Annotated in this window: 14 protein-coding genes and 1 pseudogene; 5 read left to right on the top strand and 10 right to left on the bottom strand. The window is 72.0% G+C overall.

All coding sequences use genetic code 11. The features are described 5' to 3' along the window. Nucleotides 1-37 precede the first annotated feature (37 nt). Entirely contained in the window at nucleotides 38-1,462 is a 1,425-nt protein-coding gene (locus tag ACTWM8_RS24835) for an MFS transporter (protein WP_446211112.1), read from the top strand. Between the two features lie 360 nt (nucleotides 1,463-1,822). Here the strand turns inward: ACTWM8_RS24835 and ACTWM8_RS24830 are convergent, their stop codons facing one another. The 5 genes from ACTWM8_RS24830 to ACTWM8_RS24810 all read right to left on the bottom strand — a co-directional run bounded on the left by ACTWM8_RS24830 (nucleotide 1,823) and on the right by ACTWM8_RS24810 (nucleotide 8,093). Next, entirely contained in the window at nucleotides 1,823-3,493 is a 1,671-nt protein-coding gene (locus ACTWM8_RS24830; RefSeq protein ID WP_446214662.1) for a glycoside hydrolase family 13 protein, read from the bottom strand. 41 nt (nucleotides 3,494-3,534) lie between these two features. Next, on the bottom strand, nucleotides 3,535-4,608 hold the full coding sequence (locus tag ACTWM8_RS24825; RefSeq protein ID WP_446211111.1) for a LacI family DNA-binding transcriptional regulator: 1,074 nt from the start codon (nucleotides 4,606-4,608) through the stop codon (nucleotides 3,535-3,537). Nucleotides 4,609-4,674: 66 nt separating this feature from the next. Further along, on the bottom strand, nucleotides 4,675-5,637 hold the full coding sequence (locus ACTWM8_RS24820) for a carbohydrate ABC transporter permease (RefSeq protein WP_154942333.1): 963 nt from the start codon (nucleotides 5,635-5,637) through the stop codon (nucleotides 4,675-4,677). A gap of 1 nt (nucleotide 5,638) precedes the next feature. Further along, on the bottom strand, nucleotides 5,639-6,682 hold the full coding sequence (locus ACTWM8_RS24815) for a carbohydrate ABC transporter permease (protein WP_446211110.1): 1,044 nt from the start codon (nucleotides 6,680-6,682) through the stop codon (nucleotides 5,639-5,641). A 70-nt stretch (nucleotides 6,683-6,752) separates the two neighbouring features. Beyond that, the gene (locus ACTWM8_RS24810) at nucleotides 6,753-8,093 is read right to left on the bottom strand and encodes an ABC transporter substrate-binding protein (protein WP_154942335.1); all 1,341 of its coding nucleotides are present in this window, start codon (nucleotides 8,091-8,093) and stop codon (nucleotides 6,753-6,755) included. Nucleotides 8,094-8,354: 261 nt separating this feature from the next. Here ACTWM8_RS24810 and ACTWM8_RS24805 point away from each other — a divergent pair, with 261 nt between their 5' ends. Continuing rightward, nucleotides 8,355-9,131, top strand: a complete 777-nt coding sequence (locus tag ACTWM8_RS24805; RefSeq protein ID WP_446211109.1) for a peptidoglycan DD-metalloendopeptidase family protein — start codon at nucleotides 8,355-8,357, stop codon at nucleotides 9,129-9,131. Nucleotides 9,132-9,363: 232 nt separating this feature from the next. Here ACTWM8_RS24805 and ACTWM8_RS24800 read toward each other — a convergent pair whose 3' ends face one another. From ACTWM8_RS24800 to ACTWM8_RS24785, 4 genes and pseudogenes are all read right to left on the bottom strand, one after another. Next, on the bottom strand, nucleotides 9,364-9,507 hold the full coding sequence (locus ACTWM8_RS24800) for a GPGG-motif small membrane protein (RefSeq protein ID WP_167179460.1): 144 nt from the start codon (nucleotides 9,505-9,507) through the stop codon (nucleotides 9,364-9,366). Then, a pseudogene (locus ACTWM8_RS24795) lies at nucleotides 9,498-10,273 on the bottom strand (metallophosphoesterase family protein). The gene ACTWM8_RS24800 and the pseudogene ACTWM8_RS24795 overlap by 10 nt, the downstream one beginning before the upstream one ends. Nucleotides 10,274-10,286: 13 nt before the next feature. Further along, on the bottom strand, nucleotides 10,287-10,553 hold the full coding sequence (locus ACTWM8_RS24790; RefSeq protein WP_088960633.1) for a hypothetical protein: 267 nt from the start codon (nucleotides 10,551-10,553) through the stop codon (nucleotides 10,287-10,289). Continuing rightward, the gene (locus tag ACTWM8_RS24785) at nucleotides 10,550-11,155 is read right to left on the bottom strand and encodes a nucleotidyltransferase (RefSeq protein WP_446211108.1); all 606 of its coding nucleotides are present in this window, start codon (nucleotides 11,153-11,155) and stop codon (nucleotides 10,550-10,552) included. Before ACTWM8_RS24785 ends, ACTWM8_RS24790 begins: the two co-directional genes overlap by 4 nt. Before the next feature lie 162 nt (nucleotides 11,156-11,317). Here ACTWM8_RS24785 and ACTWM8_RS24780 point away from each other — a divergent pair, with 162 nt between their 5' ends. After that, nucleotides 11,318-12,043: a thymidylate kinase gene (locus ACTWM8_RS24780; protein ID WP_446211107.1), complete on the top strand. Its 726-nt coding sequence runs from the start codon at nucleotides 11,318-11,320 to the stop codon at nucleotides 12,041-12,043. Here ACTWM8_RS24780 and ACTWM8_RS24775 read toward each other — a convergent pair. After that, nucleotides 12,028-12,720, bottom strand: a complete 693-nt coding sequence (locus ACTWM8_RS24775; protein ID WP_446211106.1) for an SDR family NAD(P)-dependent oxidoreductase — start codon at nucleotides 12,718-12,720, stop codon at nucleotides 12,028-12,030. The two genes, ACTWM8_RS24780 and ACTWM8_RS24775, sit on opposite strands and share 16 nt — an antisense overlap. 158 nt (nucleotides 12,721-12,878) lie before the next feature. On the opposite strand from ACTWM8_RS24775, the gene ACTWM8_RS24770 reads away from it, so the two are divergent. Together ACTWM8_RS24770 and murQ are read left to right on the top strand one after the other, a co-directional pair. Beyond that, complete coding sequence (locus ACTWM8_RS24770) at nucleotides 12,879-13,793, top strand: MurR/RpiR family transcriptional regulator (RefSeq protein ID WP_334571474.1); 915 nt, start codon at nucleotides 12,879-12,881, stop codon at nucleotides 13,791-13,793. Next, nucleotides 13,790-14,740: an N-acetylmuramic acid 6-phosphate etherase gene (gene murQ / locus ACTWM8_RS24765; protein ID WP_377607870.1), complete on the top strand. Its 951-nt coding sequence runs from the start codon at nucleotides 13,790-13,792 to the stop codon at nucleotides 14,738-14,740. Before ACTWM8_RS24770 ends, murQ begins: the two co-directional genes overlap by 4 nt. Nucleotides 14,741-14,972 lie beyond the last annotated feature (232 nt).

Below are 14,972 nucleotides of genomic sequence, written 5' to 3'. Positions count from 1 at the left end.
GACGCGACCGTGACCTCGTCCTGATTGGCTGCCGCACATGACCTTGACCAGGGGTGGGGCGGCGCGGACCTGGGGCGGCGGCACGGCGCACCGGTTCTACAGCGTCGTGGTCTTCGTGGTGCTCGCCTCGCTGGACAACGTGGCGATCGGCCTGGTCCCGCCCCTGTACGGGCCGATCTCCGGGGCGCTGGGCGTGCCGCAGCGGCTGCTCGGGCTGGTCACCGCGGTCAGCTTCCTGGTCAGCGCGGTGGCGGCGGTGGCCTGGGCGTACGTGGGGGACCGGACGAACCGCAAGCCGCTGCTCATGGTCGGCACCCTGATCTGGGCGGCCGGCACCGGCGGCAGCGCGCTGGCCCAGGACTACCCGACCTTCCTGGCCGCGCAGCTGGTGGCCGCGGTCGGGCTCGGCGCGGTCGGCTCGGTCGGGTTCTCCGTGGTCACCGACCTGATCTCGCCCCGCCGCCGGGGGCTGGTGATGAGCTTCTGGGGGCTGTCGCAGGGGGTGGGGACGCTGGCCGGCACGCTCACCGGCGGCCTGCTGGGGGCCACCGACTGGCGGCGTCCGTTCCTGGCGCTCACCGTGGTCGGGCTGGCCGCCACCCTGGCCTATCTCTTCACGTACGACATCCGGCGCGGGCAGAGCGAGCCCGAGCTGGCCGGTGCGCTGAGCGCCGGGGCCGAGTACGACTACCGGATCACCCGCGCCGACCTGCCCCGGATCCTGGACCGGCGGACCAACCGGTGGCTGATCCTGCAGGGCCTGACCGCGCAGGCGGCGTTCGGCTCGCTGGTCTGGCTGCCGGTGCTCTTCGCGCAACGGGCCGAGGCCCAGGGCTACTCGTCGGCGACCGCGGTGGTGGTGGGCAGCGTCTTCGCCACGCTGTTTCAGCTCGGCGGGGTGTTCTCCATCGTCGGCGGACTGGCCGGCGACGCGCTGCAACGGCGTACCCCGAGGGGACGGGCCCTGGTCGCGGCGGTGGGCATCCTCGCGGCCGTGCCGTTCTACCTGGTCCTCTTCTTCGTGCCGATCCGCATCGTGGTGCCCGACGGCGCCGGCGGCGGGGCGGTGGTCCGGGCGGTGCTGGCCAGCGTGCTGACCGAGCCGACGGTCGGGCTGAGCCTGCTCGTCGCCGTCGTCGCGCTGGCGCTGACCTCGGCGAACTCGCCGAACTGGTTCGCCCTGATCGCCGACGTCAACCCACCCGAGCACCGGGGCACCGTCTACAGCCTGGGCAACCTGGTCAACGGGGTGGGCCGGGCGGCCGGCAACGGCCTGGTCGGGGTGGCCTTCCACGCCCTGCGGTCGGCCTTCCCGCCGCCGCTGAACTACGCCGTCGGGCTGGCCGTCTTCCAGCTCTTCTTCATCCCCACCGGCCTGATGTACTGGCGCGCCTCCCGTTCCTCGCCGGAGGACATCGAGGCGGTGCACGACCTGCTGCACGCCCGCGCCGACCGCCTCTGACCGTCCGCCGCCGGGTTGTGCCGTGCCGTCCGAGGTCAGGCTGCGCGGCGCTGGCGCTGGGGCTGAGCCGGCGGATCTACCGGGCCGGGTGCCCTTAGGACGCTACGGACCTGATGACGTAGACGATTCAGGCCGGCCTGATGTCGGGGGCGGTGCGCTGCCGGGCGGGGAGCAGGGCTGAGTCGTTCACGACATCAGGTCTGTAGCGAGTCAACCGGGAGCTGGGGTGGACCGGGTGAAGAGTGCCGGACACCGGGCCCGCCGGCCCCGCGGACTAAGCGCGGTACCGGCCGATCCGCGTAGTCCCCGCCCGCCGGCCCCCTGGCGTCAGCGCACGGGGCCGGCGAAACGGTGCCTACGTCAGGCGCGGACCCAGACCGTCACGTCGGTGGGTACCCGGCCGTCGGCGTCCAGCGGGGCGCTGCTGTGCAGCACCTCCCCGGCCGGCGCCGGGACGGCCGCCGTGCCGAAGTTGGTCAGCACGGTGAGCCCGCCGTTGCGGAAGGTCAGCACCTCGTCGCCGGAGGAGAGCCACTGCAGCGGACCCCGGGCCAGCCAGTGCTCGCGCCGCAGCCGCAGCGCCGTCCGGTACATCTCGTACGTCGAGCCGGGCACCCCGCGCTGCCGGTCGAGGGCGTACTCGGCCCACAGCGGCGGCTGGGGCAGCCAGCTGGCGTCGGTCGGTCCGAAGCCGTACGACGGGGCGTCGGCCTCCCACGGGATCGGCACCCGGCAGCCGTCGCGGCCGCGCTGGGTGTGGCCGCTGCGCTCCCAGGTCGGGTCCTGCCGGACCTCGTCCGGCAGCGTGGTGTGCTCCGGCAGCCCCAGCTCCTCACCCTGGTAGAGGTAGGCGGAGCCGGGCAGGGCCAGCATCAGCAGGCTGGCCGCCCGGGCCCGGCGCAGGCCGAGCGCGGCGTCCGGCTGCGGGTCGCCGATGCCGATGCCGTTCGGCCGGCCGCCGCCGACGGACAGTCCGAGCCGGGAGGCGTGGCGCACCACGTCGTGGTTGGAGAGCACCCAGGTGGTCGGCGCGCCGACGCTGTCGGTTGCCTCCAGCGAGCGGGTGATCACCGCGTACTGGGCGGGCGCGGTCCACGAGGCGAGCAGGTACTCGAAGTTGAACGCCTGGTGCATCTCGTCCGGGCGCACGTAGCGGGCCAGCCGCTCGGCCGGCTCCACCCACGCCTCGGCGACCAGGACCCGTTCGCCCGGGTACGAGTCGAGCAGCCGGCGCCACTCCCGGTAGATCTCGTGCACGCCGTCCTGGTCCCACATCGGCGGCCGGGGCTTCGCCACCTCGCTGCCGGAGAGGATCTCCTGCGGCTCCTGCCAGTCGGCCAGGTCGGCCTGCTTGATCAGGCCGTGCGCCACGTCGACCCGGAAGCCGTCGACGCCCCGGTCCAGCCAGAACCGCAGCACGTCCTGGAACTCCTCGCGGACCTCCGGGTTGTCCCAGTTCAGGTCGGGCTGGCCGGTGTCGAACAGGTGCAGGTACCACTGGCCGGGCCGGCCGTCGGGATCGGTGACCCGGGTCCAGGCGGGGCCGCCGAAAACGCTCTGCCAGTCGTTCGGGGGCTGGTCGCCGTCCGGGTCGAGACCGTCCCGGAAGATGTAGCGGGCCCGCTCCGGGCTGCCCGGGGCGGCGGCCAGGGCGGCGGTGAACCACCGGTGCGCCGAGGAGGTGTGGTTGGGCACCAGGTCGACGATCACCCGCAGGCCCTTGGCGCGGGCCTCGGCGATCAGCTTGTCGGCGTCCTCCAGCCGCCCGAAGAGCGGGTCGACGTCCCGGTAGTCGGCCACGTCGTACCCGGCGTCGGCCTGCGGCGACGGGTAGAACGGCGACAGCCAGACGGCGTCCACGCCCAGCTCGGCGAGGTGACCGAGCCGGGCGGTGATGCCCGGCAGGTCACCGATGCCGTCGCCGTCGGAGTCGGCGAACGAGCGCGGGTAGATCTGGTAGATGACGGCCTCGGTCCACCACCCGGTGGCCGGGCCACCGGACTGTTCCTGGTGCCTCGCGTCGGTGTTCAGAGCCTTCTCCCTGTGTCGAGCCGTGGTGCGGTCGAATCCGTTCAGTGTGCCCGCGGTGGCGCGGTCGATTCACGCACCACCAGCCGAGTGGGCAGGATCACCGGGGGGGCCGGCGTGTCGTCCCGACCGCCGCCGATCCGCTGGTCGGGGACCCGGCCGGCGTACGGCCCGGTGGTGCGGGTGCCGAGCGGGTCGAGCAGCAGCCGGGCGGCGAGCCGGCCCTGCTCGGCGGCGGGCTGGGCGATGGTGCTGAGCCCGAGCACGCTGGCCAGGTCGTGGTCGTCGACGCCGATCACGCTGACGTCCTGCGGCACCCGCAGCCCGGCGTCGCGCAGCGCCGTGATCGCGCCCATCGCCATCTCGTCGCAGGCGGCGAAGATCGCGGTCGGCGGCTCGCCCCGGGCGAGCAGCTCGGCGGTGGCCCGATTGCCGCCGTCGATGGTGAACTGCGACTCGACGTCGAGGCTGGGGTCGGGGCGGATCCCGGACGCCCGCAGCGCCTCCCGGTAGCCCCGGCGTCGGTCCAGGTGGGTGGTGAAGGCCAGTTCGTCGTCGGGGTCGCCGGAGATGTGGGCGATCCGGCGGTGCCCCAGGTCGAGCAGGTGCCGGGTGGCGGTGCGGGCGGCGGCCACGTCGTCGATCCGGACGCAGGGCCAGCCGGGCACCACGGTGCCGGAGCTGATGGTGATCCCGGGCAGGTCCAGCGCGGCCAGCGCGGTCAGGTCGGCCGCCCGCAGGGGCGTGGCGACCAGCATGATGGCGTCGACGCGCTTGTGCAGGTTGGCGTTGCGCAGCACCCGCTGCCGGATCTGCTCCCGGCCGCCCAGGTTGTACAGGAGCAGGTCGTACCCGGCCTGGTGGAGGAACTCCTCGACCGCCTCCACGACGGTGCCGAAGAACCAGCGGGTGATCCGGGGAACCACCACGGCCACCGTCCCGGTCCGGCCGCCGGCCAGCCGCGAGGCGCTCGGCGAGACGGCGTACTGGAGCTGCTCGGCGGCGGCGAGCACCCGGCGGCGCGTCGCGGCCGACACCGTCGGCAGGCCGCGCAGCGCCCGGGAGACGGTGGCGGTCGAGACCCCGGCGAGTCGGGCGACGTCATCAATCTTCGTCACGATGTTCCCCCGCTCCGTGGCCGTCACCGCCGCCGCCCGGGGAACGGGCGGCGGCGGTACGAGGCCTCAGCCCTTGACGCTGCCGGCGAGCAGGCCGCGGACGAAGTAGCGCTGCAGGGACAGGAACACGATCAGCGGTACGACGATCGAGACGAACGCGCCCGCCGTCAGCCGCTGCCACTCGTTGCCCCGGGTGCCGGCCATCTCGGCCAGCCGGACGGTCAGCGGGGCGGTCTCGTTGCCGCCCCCGGCGAAGATCAGCGCCACCAGCAGGTCGTTCCAGACCCAGAGGAACTGGAAGATGCCGAAGGCCGCCAGGGCCGGGGTGATCAGCGGCAGCACGATGGTGCGGAAGATCTTGGGGTGGGTGGCCCCGTCGACCCGGGCCGCCTCCATCAGGTCCCTGGGCAGCTGCGAGATGAAGTTGTGCAGCAGGAACACCGCGAAGGGGAGCGCGAAGCAGGTGTGCGCGAACCACACCTGGGCGAACTTCTGCTCGTCCACCAGGTCCCAGGCCGGCATCAGGGTGACGCCGGCGACGGTGACGCCGGTGGAGAAGAACTTCAGCAGCGGCACCAGCGCCATCTGCAGCGGGACGATCTGCAACGCGAAGATCGCGATGTAGAGCCAGTCCCGGCCCTTGAAGTTGATCCAGGCCAGCGCGTACGCGGCGAGCGAGGCGAAGGCGAGCGGGAACAGCACCGAGGGGATGGTGATGGCCAGCGAGTTGATGAAGTAGCTGGCGAGCTGACCCGAGGAGGACGAGCTGCCGAAGAGCACCTCCTGGTAGTTCTCCAGGGTGAACTGCGGGTTGGTGAAGAACGTCCACCAGCCCGTGCTCTTGATCTCGTCCTCCGGCCGGAACGAGGACACGAAGAGGCCGAAGGTCGGGATCGTCCAGAGCAGCGCGATGACGATCGAGATCAGCGTGGCCGTACGGCTGTTCAGCCGCTTGCGGACGCGTCCGGCGGTGGTGGTCTTCCCGGTGGCCTGGGTGCCGGCCGGGACCGTGGGCGTGGCGGTGCTCATCTCAGCCCTCCCGCTGCTGACGCAGGTTGCGGATCTGGTAGATCACGATCGGGACCACCAGGATGAACAGGAAGACGGCCAGCGCCGAGCCCTGCCCGTTCTGGCCGTACCGGAACGCCTGGTTGTACATCTCGTTGGCGATCACGCTGGTGTCGTAGTTGCCGTTGGTCGCGGTCCGGACGATGTCGAAGACCTTGAGCGTGGCGATCGACAGCGTCACCACCACCACGATCAGCGCGGGCCGGATGCTCGGCATGGTGATCTGCCAGAACATCTGCCAGGGGGTGACCCCGTCGAGGCGGGCGGCCTCCACGATGTCCGCCGGGATCGCCTTGATCGCGGCGGAGAGCACCACCATGGCGAAGCCGGCCTGGATCCACACCATGATCACGATCAGCAGCAGCGTGTTCAGCGGCGACTCCAGCAGCCACTGCTTCGGCTCGCCGCCGAGGCTGACCACGATCTGGTTCAGCAGGCCGATCTGCTCCTGGCCGTCGCCGCGGTAGGCGTAGACGAACTTCCAGATGATGCTGGCGCCGACGAACGAGATCGCCATCGGCAGGAAGATCAGCGACTTGGCGACCGCCTCGAACCTGGCCTTGTCCACCATCACCGCGTAGAGCAGGCCGAACGAGGTGGCCACCAGCGGGACCAGCAGCACCCAGACCAGGGTGTTGAGCAGGACCCGGACGATCGAGTCCTCGGAGAACATCCAGCCGTAGTTGCGCAGGCCCACCCAGTCGTTGCTGCCGGCGTCCATGAAGGAGAGCAGCGTGGTCCGGATCGCCGGCACCACCAGCCCGATGGCGAGCAGCAGCAGCGTCGGCAGCAGGAAGAACAGGGCGAACAGCCCCTCCCGCGGCTTGACCCGGCGGGGCAGTGGGCCACCGCTCGCCGCCGCGGCGATCAGTTGCGCCTCCCGGCGCCGGGCGAACCAGGCGGGGACCACGTCGAGCAGCAGGAGCAGCCCGCCCACCACCACGACGAAGGCGAGCAGCCCGTACCCCAGCATGAAGAACTTGGGCTGTTCCTCCAGCCAGTCCATCGACCCTCCTTCAAGGGCTCGGTTGCGGGGGTGGCCCGGTCCGCGACGCGGACCGGGCCACCAACTCAGATCACTTCCAGCTGCCCTCGATGCCGTTGAGGACGGTCGCGGTGTCCTTGCCGTTCACCCAGTCGACCATGCCCTTCCAGAAGGTGCCCGCGCCGACCGCGGCCGGCATCAGGTCCGAGCCGTCGAAGCGGAACACGGTCTTCGGGTCCTGGAGGATGCCGACGGAGAGCTTGTCCACCGGGTTCGGCACGTTGGCCAGGTCGAGCTTCTTGTTCGCCGACAGCCAGTCGCCGATCTTGGCGCGGCTGTTGACGTACTCGCCGGAGGCCAGGTAGGTCTGCACCGCCTGGACCTCGGGACGGTCGGCGAAGCCCGCGACGAACTCGCCGGCACCCAGCACCGGCTTGCCCTTGGCCGGGTCGATGGCCGGGAAGTAGAAGGCGAAGACGTCGCCGTCCTCGGCCACCTTGGTGCCCTGCGGCCACTGGTTGGCGTAGAAGGACGCCTGGCGGTGCAGCGCGCACTTGCCGGTGGTGATCGGGACGCCCGCCTCCTGGAAGGAGGTGGTGGCGATGCTCTTCACCCCGCCGAAGCCGCCGTTGACGTACTTCTCGTTCTTGAGGATGGTGCCGGCCTTGTTCACCGCGTCGGCGACCTTCGGGTCGTTGAACGGGATGCCGTGGGTGGTCCACTGGTCGTAGACCTCCGGACCCTGGGTCCGGAGCATGACGTCCTCGATCCAGTCGGTGGCCGGCCAGCCGGTGGCGTCACCGGACTCGATGCCGGCGCACCACGGCTTGGTGCCGCTGGCCGCGATCGTGTCGCTGAGCTTGATCAGGTCGTCCCAGGTGGTCGGGACCTGCCAGCCCTTCTCCTTGAAGGTCTTCGGCGAGTACCACACGTACGACTTGACGTTGGAGCCGAGCGGAACGCCGTAGAGCTTGCCGTCGACGGTGCTGTACTTCAGCCAGTCGGGGGTGAAGTTCTGCTCGGCCAGCGCCTTGGTGTCGGCGCCGACCGTCTTGACCTTGCCCGCGTCGACGAACCGCTTGAGCAGACCCGGCTGGGGGATGAAGGCCAGGTCGGGGGCGTTGCCACCGTCGACGCGGACGCCGAGCTGGGCCTCGAACTCGCCGCTGCCCTCGTGGTCGATCGTGATGCCGGTGCAGTCCTCGAACTGCTTCCAGGACTGCTCCAGGCGGTCGGCCTCGATGTCCCGGATCGACGAGTAGATCGTGACCTTCTTGCCGTCGTGGCCCTGGTACTTCTCATATGCGGCGCACTCGGGGGAGCTCGCCTTGTCGCTCTTCTTGTCGTTGCCGGTGCCGCAGGCGGTGGCGCCGAGCGCCAGCCCCAGTACGCCGGCGATCGCGAGAGCCTGGCGTGATCTGGCAAACGCCATGCCGTTCTCCTTCCTTGCCGGCGCGTGGAGGAAGTCGAAGCGCGCCGGTCCGATGGTCGTCTCCACATGTAAGCGCTTGCATCACCTCCGGTCCAGCCCTGGCCGGACACGGCCCGGTAACAATCCCGAAACCCGCTCACCGGCCGTGGGCACGCTCCCGCGCAGTAGTCGCGACCTGCACGGCGCGCCACTTCCCATCGATGGAGGTTTCTGCCACGCTGTGCCCAGCAGATTGAAGAATCTCAACATTGGAGGTGCTGGATGCGTAGACGGTGGTGGAGCCTGGCCGGGGCCGCGCTGCTCGCCTCGGTGGCCCTGGTGGCCCCGGCGAGCCCCGCGCTGGCCGCGCCGACGTTCAAGGTGCCGTTCCCCTGCGGCCAGTCCTGGTCCGGGCAGACCCGGTCCGACCACAGCCCGGCGTACGCGATCGACTTCAACCGTACCGACGACCTCGGCGACCCGGTGGTGGCCAGCGCCCCCGGCACCGTCGACCGGGTCACCGACCTCGGCGGCACCAGCTACGGCAAGTACGTCCGGATCGACCACGGCGGCGGCTACACCACCTACTACGCCCACCTCAACGGCTTCAACGTCTCGGTCGGTCAGACCGTCGGCTACGGCAAGGTGATCGGTTGGGTGGGCAGCACCGGCGGCTCCACCGGGCCGCACCTGCACTACGAGCAGCGGCTCAGCGGCAACGACATCCAGGTGCGGTTCAACGGCGGGCTGGCGCTCTACTGGGGCACCAAGAGCTACACCAGCGACAACGCCTGCTCCGGCGGCACCGCCTCCGGTACGGTCAACACCGCCGGCGCGGCCCTGACCGTGCGCTCCGGCCCCGGCACCGGCTACAGCGCGGTCGGCTCGGTCGCCGACGGCGCCACGGTGACCATCTACTGCCAGACCACCGGCACCACGGTCACCGGCACGTACGGCACCAGCTCGATCTGGGATCGGATCGGCTCCGGCCGGTTCATCTCCGACGCGTACGTCTACACCGGCTACGACGGCTGGATTCCGAACGTGCCGCGCTGCTGAGGCGCGCGGACGCGTGGCGGGGCCCCGGCCGGGCCGGGGCCCCGCGACGTCGGGTCAGCTGTTGAGCGGCCAGCTGGAGAAGTTCAGCGCGGCGGCGAAGGTGACCCCGCGAGCGGGCGCGACAGACCCCGGACGCACGGCGCCGGGGTCGTCGCTGCCGGATCTCCAGGTCTGGGAGGACGGAGATTCCGGAAGCGACGACCCCGGCGGGTCCGGTGACGCGAAACCAGCGTCAACTGAAGATGCTGACACCACCCGGGCCGACCAGCAGGCCCACCACGATGAGGACGACGCCCCACAGGATCTGCCGGCGGAACAGCGCGAGGATGCCGGCGACCACGAGTACGACTGCGAGAATCCAGAGAATCAGCTCCATGGCGGCTGAATACCCGTCTCCCCGATCCCGGAAACCTGGGAGATCATTCGAGGTGATCGCCCAGGTGGAAGATGCTGTACGCCTGCTTGATCACGGGGTGCGCGACGTTGCGGACGCGGACCCCGCCGGGGGTGGTGCCCCGCTCGGTGCCCGCATGGGCGTGCCCGTGCAGGGCCAGCGCGGTCGGCGCCGAGTCGATCGCCTGACCCAGCTGGTACGACCCCAGGAACGGATAGATCTCCAGCGGTTCGCCGGCGAGCGTGTCCGGCACGGGGGAGTAGTGGGTGAGCGCGACCAGCAGGTCGCAGTCCAGCCCGCGAAGCGCCTTCCCCAGCGCCTCGGCGCTCTCGTTGGTCGTCTGGACGAAGGCCTTCATCTCCGGCTCCCCGAAGTCGCTGGCGCACCGGCCGGCGAAGCCACCGCCGAAGCCCTTGACCCCGGCCACGCCGAGCCGGCCGGCGGCGCACTCCAGCACCATGCCCGTCCCCTCCAGCACGGTGATCCCGGCGTCCTCCAGCACCTTGACCACCTGCGGCACCTGGTCGCACTGGTGGTCGTGGTTGCCGAGCACGGTGATCACCGGCACCCCGAGCCCGCCGAACTCCCGGGCCACGCAGCGCGCCTCGGACGCGGTGCCGTGCCGGGTCAGGTCCCCGGCGAGCAGCAGCACGTCGGCACAGTCCGGCAGCTCCTCCAGGGCCGGGCGGAACCGGCCGACCACGTCCTCGTCCACGTGCACGTCGCCGACGGCGGCGATCCGGATCATCCTCGGGCCCTCCTCACGGCAGCTCCTCGACCTGGGTCGGCGCCTGCGCGCGGATCACCCCGATGTCGCTGGTGATCGGCAGGTCCGGGAAGCGCTCCGAGACCCGCCGGAGGATCTCCTCCCGCCGGTGCGGGGTCTCCACCTCGCCGTAGAGGACCAGGCCGCGTTCCCGGTGGACCACGGTTATCCCCTGCTCGGCGACGTCCGGGTCCTCGGCGAGCAGCCGGTGGATCTCCGCCTCGACGTACTCGTCGGGCGGGCCGGCGCCATGCTCGGTCACGGTGTCTCCTCTCCCTCGGGGGTGCGGGCGTACGGCACGGGCGTGCCGCCGTACGGCACCACGTCGAGCCGGTCCAGCAGCACCAGGAACGCCTCGGCGTACGGCGAGTGCCGCGTCTCCTTCCGTACCCGTTCCCAGTCGATCTGTTCTCGCAGCGAGCGGGCCAGCGGCAGGCCGCGGGCGAAGTCGCAGTAGTGCTGCGAGAAGCTGAGCAGCTTGTGCACCATCAGCCGGGTCGCGGACAGCACCGGCATGTGGATGGCGTCCACCGGGCGCACCACGGTGTCGGCGAAGGTCTCCTCGGTCACCGGGGTCTCGATCGGTCGGTGGATCAGGTCCACCATCCGCCCCTCGTCGTAGACCTTGACCAGCCAGTCCTCCGGCGGGCGCTCGGCGGTGAAGCCCTCGGCGACCAGCGCCTCCATCGCCCGTTTGACGTCCTCCTCGCAGAGCAGGAAGTCCACGTCGTGCTCACTGGAGTGGCCGCCGTGGGCGTAGACGGCGAAGCTGCCGCCGAGGGCGAAGGGGATGTCGTTCTGCTTGAGCACGGCGGCGACCCGCTTGAGGGTGTGCAACAGGCTCTCGTCCCCGCGCTCGGCCATCTGGTTCTCCCGTCGTCGTGAAGGTGGACAGGCGGTCGGAAATGACGTTGCGTACCCGGCCCGCCCGCCACCCACACCTGGGCGGCGATCAGAGACTGGTCACCGGGCCATCAATCGGGCAAACCGCCGAGAGGCGAGCGCCGGTCGGATAACCTGTGCAAGGTGGCCAGATCACTGCGGGCGACCGGCGGCACGGCCCGACTTCGCCGCGTCGCCCTGATCGGCATCGACGGCTCGGGCAAGACGACCCAGGCGCACCGGCTCGCCGACGCGCTCACCGCGGCCGGCCGGCCCGCCACCTACCATCGCAACGCCGGCGGCCGGCGCTGGCTCGGCCGGCTGGCCAACCGGCTCGGCCGCCCCGACGCGCAGCGCCTGGTGGGGCGCAACGGCGTGCTGGCCGTGGAGTCGGTGCTGCGCTGGCTGGCGATCGCCGCCGCGCTGCTGAGCTGCCTGGTGACCGGCCGCACGGCCGTCATGGACCGCTACTCCGCCTGCCAGTACGCCAGCATCCGGGCGCACGGCGGGCAGCGTTGGGAGCGGCTGGCCCGGGTCGGCTACCGGGTCTTCCCGCCCCCGCAGGTCACCTTCCTGCTCACCGTGGACCCGGCGGAGGCGTACCGGCGGATCGAGCGGCGCGGCGACGACCACGAGACGATGGGCTGGCTGACCGCCGCCGACACGGCGTACCGCACCCTGCCCGAGTACCCGAGCTTCGTGCTGGTCGACGCCGGTGGCGCGCCGGAGGAGGTGGAGCGGCGCATCCGTGCCCACCTGGCGGCCTGGCTACCGCCCGAGGCCGGCCCGCCGGCCGTCGACGCGTCGGCTGCCGACCGGCCGGTCGCCGCGGCGATCCGGGGGTGGTCGCCCGTTCAGGCCCGCCCGTAGACCGGGACGGCCGCCCCGCTGGTCGGCGCGGAGTCGTCCGAGGCGAGGAAGCGGATCACCGGGGCGATCTCGGCCGGGGTCACCCACCGGCGGTGATCGGCGCCCGGCTGGGCGGCCCGGTTCGCCGGGGTGTCGATCACGCTGGGCAGCACGGTGTTGCACCGGACGCCGGAGGCCCGGTACTCGACCGCCACCGCGTTGGCGAAGGCGAGCACGGCCGCCTTGGCGGTGGCGTACCCGGCCGCCCCGGGGAACGGCGCGAGCGCGGCCCGGGACGAGACGCAGACCACCGCGCCGCCGCCGGCCGCGATCAGGTGCGGCAGCGCCGCCTGGGTGACCAGGTAGGTGGGCCGCAGGTTGATCGAGAGCATCCGCTCGAACTCCTCGACCGGGGTCTCGTGCACCCGGCCGCCGCTGGCGTACCCGCCGACCAGGTTGACCACCGCGCGCAGCGGCGCGGTGGGGTCGTCGGCGGCGGCCCGCACGGCCCGCTCGACGCCCGCCGGGTCCATCAGGTCCGCGGTCACCCGGACCGGGCCGGACGCCGCCGGCCCCGCCCCGGTGGCGCTCTCCCGCTGGGGTACGACCACCCGCCAGCCCGCCTGGACGAAGGCGGCGGTGACCGCCCCGCCGAGTCCGCCCGTTCCGCCGGTGACCAGCACGCTGCGATCCGCCATGCGGGACACCGTAGCGTGGTGTTCGACCGCGGCGGACGGGAGCGTGATGCTGCGGTGACCGCACACGCTGCCGGAACGTGACGCGCGCGGGGGATACTTGTGTCGGACACGCGCGGTGATGGTTGACGGGCCACCGTTTATGAAAGTAAGTTTCATCCGTGGCGAAGAGTACGAAGATTTCTGCGAGTCACGAGCCGGGTGGGCTGATCGTCCACATCAGCGGCCTGCTCCCCTCGCTGTCGCCCGCCGAGCAGCGGGTGGCCCGGCTGGTCGTCTCCGACCCGGCCGACGCCGCGCGGCGGACCATCACCGATCTCGCCACCGCCGCAGAGACATCCGAGGCCACCGTCATCCGGTTCTGCCGGTCGGTCGGCATGGACGGTTACCCGCAGTTGCGGATCCGGCTCGCCGCCGAGGCCGCCCGCCGGGTCGAGCCGCCGGACGCCCGGGTCGTCGGTGGTGACATCCCGCCCGGCGCGGATCTGGCGCAGATCATCGCCACCATCGCGTTCAACGACGCCCGGGCCGTGGAGGAGACCGCCGAACAGCTCGACCCGGCGGTCTGCGAGCGGGTGGTCGACACCATCGCCGCCGCCGGCCGCATCGACGTCTACGGCGCCGCCGCCAGCGGCTTCGTCGCCTCGGACTTCCAGCAGAAGCTGCACCGCATCGGCCGCACCGCCTTCTACTTCCCCGACATCCACACCGCACTGACCTCCGCCGCGCTGCTCGGCAAGGGCGACGTCGCCGTCGGCATCTCGCACACCGGCACCACCTCCGACGTCATCGAGGTGCTGGAGCAGGCCCGGGCGCGGGGCGCGGCGACCGTCGCGCTGACCAACTTCCCCCGCTCGCCGATCACCGAGGTGGCCGACTTCGTGCTCACCACTGCGGCCCGCGAGACGACCTACCGCTCCGGCGCGATGGCCAGCCGGCTCGCCCAGCTCACCGTGGTCGACGTGCTCTTCGTCGGGGTGGCCGCGCGGAACCGGGCGCGGGCCCGCAAGGCCCTGGAGGCGACCGCCGAGGCGGTCCAGTCGCACCGGGTCGGCCCGGGGCGGAGGCGCGGGTGACCGCCGGTCGGGTGGAGCCGGACGAGGCGGCGACCGTGGCCCGACCGGTGGTCCGGGTGGGCGCCCCGACCGAGCGTCGCAACCCGGACAGCGCCGACCTCGACCTGATGTCGACCCGGGACGTGCTCACCGTCATCAACGACGCCGACCGCCGGGTGCCGGCCGCCGTCGCGGCGGTCCTCGACGAGATCGCCAGGGCCGTCGACCTGGCGGTGGCGGCCCTGCGTGGCGGGCACCGGGTGCACTACTTCGGCGCCGGCACCTCCGGCCGGCTCGGGGTGCTCGACGCCGCCGAGCTGGCCCCCACCTTCAACTCCCCGCGGGACTGGTTCTGCGCCCACCTGGCCGGCGGCCCGGACGCGATGCTGCGCGCGGTCGAGGACGCCGAGGACGACGAGCGGGGCGGCGCCGCCGAGGCGGCCGAGTGCGTACGACCGGGCGACCTGGTCGTCGGCCTGGCGGCCAGCGGGCGCACGCCGTACGTCCTCGGGGCGCTCGCCGCAGCCCGGGCGCAGGGTGCCGCCACGGTGCTGCTCTGTGCGAACCCGGAGGCGGAGGCCGCCTCCTCGGTCGACGTGTTCATCGGGGTGGACACGGGACCGGAGGTGGTCACCGGGTCGACCCGGATGAAGGCGGGCACCGCGCAGAAGCTGGTGCTGAACAGCTTCTCCACGGCCGTGATGGTGCGCCTCGGCCGGGTCTACTCGAACCTCATGATCGACATGGTGGCCACCAACGCGAAGCTGCGCGGGCGGATGATCTCCATCCTGATGGAGGCCACCAACTGCTCGGAGGAGATCTGCCGGAGGGCCCTGCACGAGGCCGCCGGCGATCTCAAGACCGCCCTGGTCTCGCTGGTCTCCGGGGCCGAGGTCTCCGCCGCCCGGGCGGCTCTGGCCCGCAGCGCGCACCAGGTGCGCGGCGCGCTCGCCCTGCTCGCCTCCTGACCCCCTCCGCCGCCCCCCGGTCCGCCCACGGCCGGGTGAGACGTGGAACACGTCGCGGATGGGACGTCCCGCACGCCCCGGATTGTTGTCCAGGGCGTGGGGTAATCAATCCCGGAGCGGATGAACCGACCGGTACACCGGCGCGTATCTGGCAGTGACCAGGATCGCAGCCGGGCGGTGACGAGGGTCGCTGCGTCGTTGGGGTCGCAATGGTGCGATTGCCAGGGGCGGA

This window comes from Micromonospora sp. IBSANI012 (genome assembly GCF_052814045.1).
This window is presented reverse-complemented; position numbering and strand designations above follow the sequence as displayed.

What these genes read in the sequence shown, in the direction of transcription:
- ACTWM8_RS24805 (WP_446211109.1), top strand. Translation starts at nt 8,355, where the DNA reads ATGCGTAGACGGTGGTGGAGCCTGGCCGGGGCCGCGCTGCTCGCCTCG.
- ACTWM8_RS24775 (WP_446211106.1), bottom strand. Translation starts at nt 12,720, where the DNA reads ATGGCGGATCGCAGCGTGCTGGTCACCGGCGGAACGGGCGGACTCGGC.
- ACTWM8_RS24835 (WP_446211112.1), top strand. Translation starts at nt 38, where the DNA reads ATGACCTTGACCAGGGGTGGGGCGGCGCGGACCTGGGGCGGCGGCACG.
- ACTWM8_RS24800 (WP_167179460.1), bottom strand. Translation starts at nt 9,507, where the DNA reads ATGGAGCTGATTCTCTGGATTCTCGCAGTCGTACTCGTGGTCGCCGGC.
- ACTWM8_RS24785 (WP_446211108.1), bottom strand. Translation starts at nt 11,155, where the DNA reads ATGGCCGAGCGCGGGGACGAGAGCCTGTTGCACACCCTCAAGCGGGTC.
- ACTWM8_RS24820 (WP_154942333.1), bottom strand. Translation starts at nt 5,637, where the DNA reads ATGAGCACCGCCACGCCCACGGTCCCGGCCGGCACCCAGGCCACCGGG.
- ACTWM8_RS24815 (WP_446211110.1), bottom strand. Translation starts at nt 6,682, where the DNA reads ATGGACTGGCTGGAGGAACAGCCCAAGTTCTTCATGCTGGGGTACGGG.
- ACTWM8_RS24810 (WP_154942335.1), bottom strand. Translation starts at nt 8,093, where the DNA reads ATGGCGTTTGCCAGATCACGCCAGGCTCTCGCGATCGCCGGCGTACTG.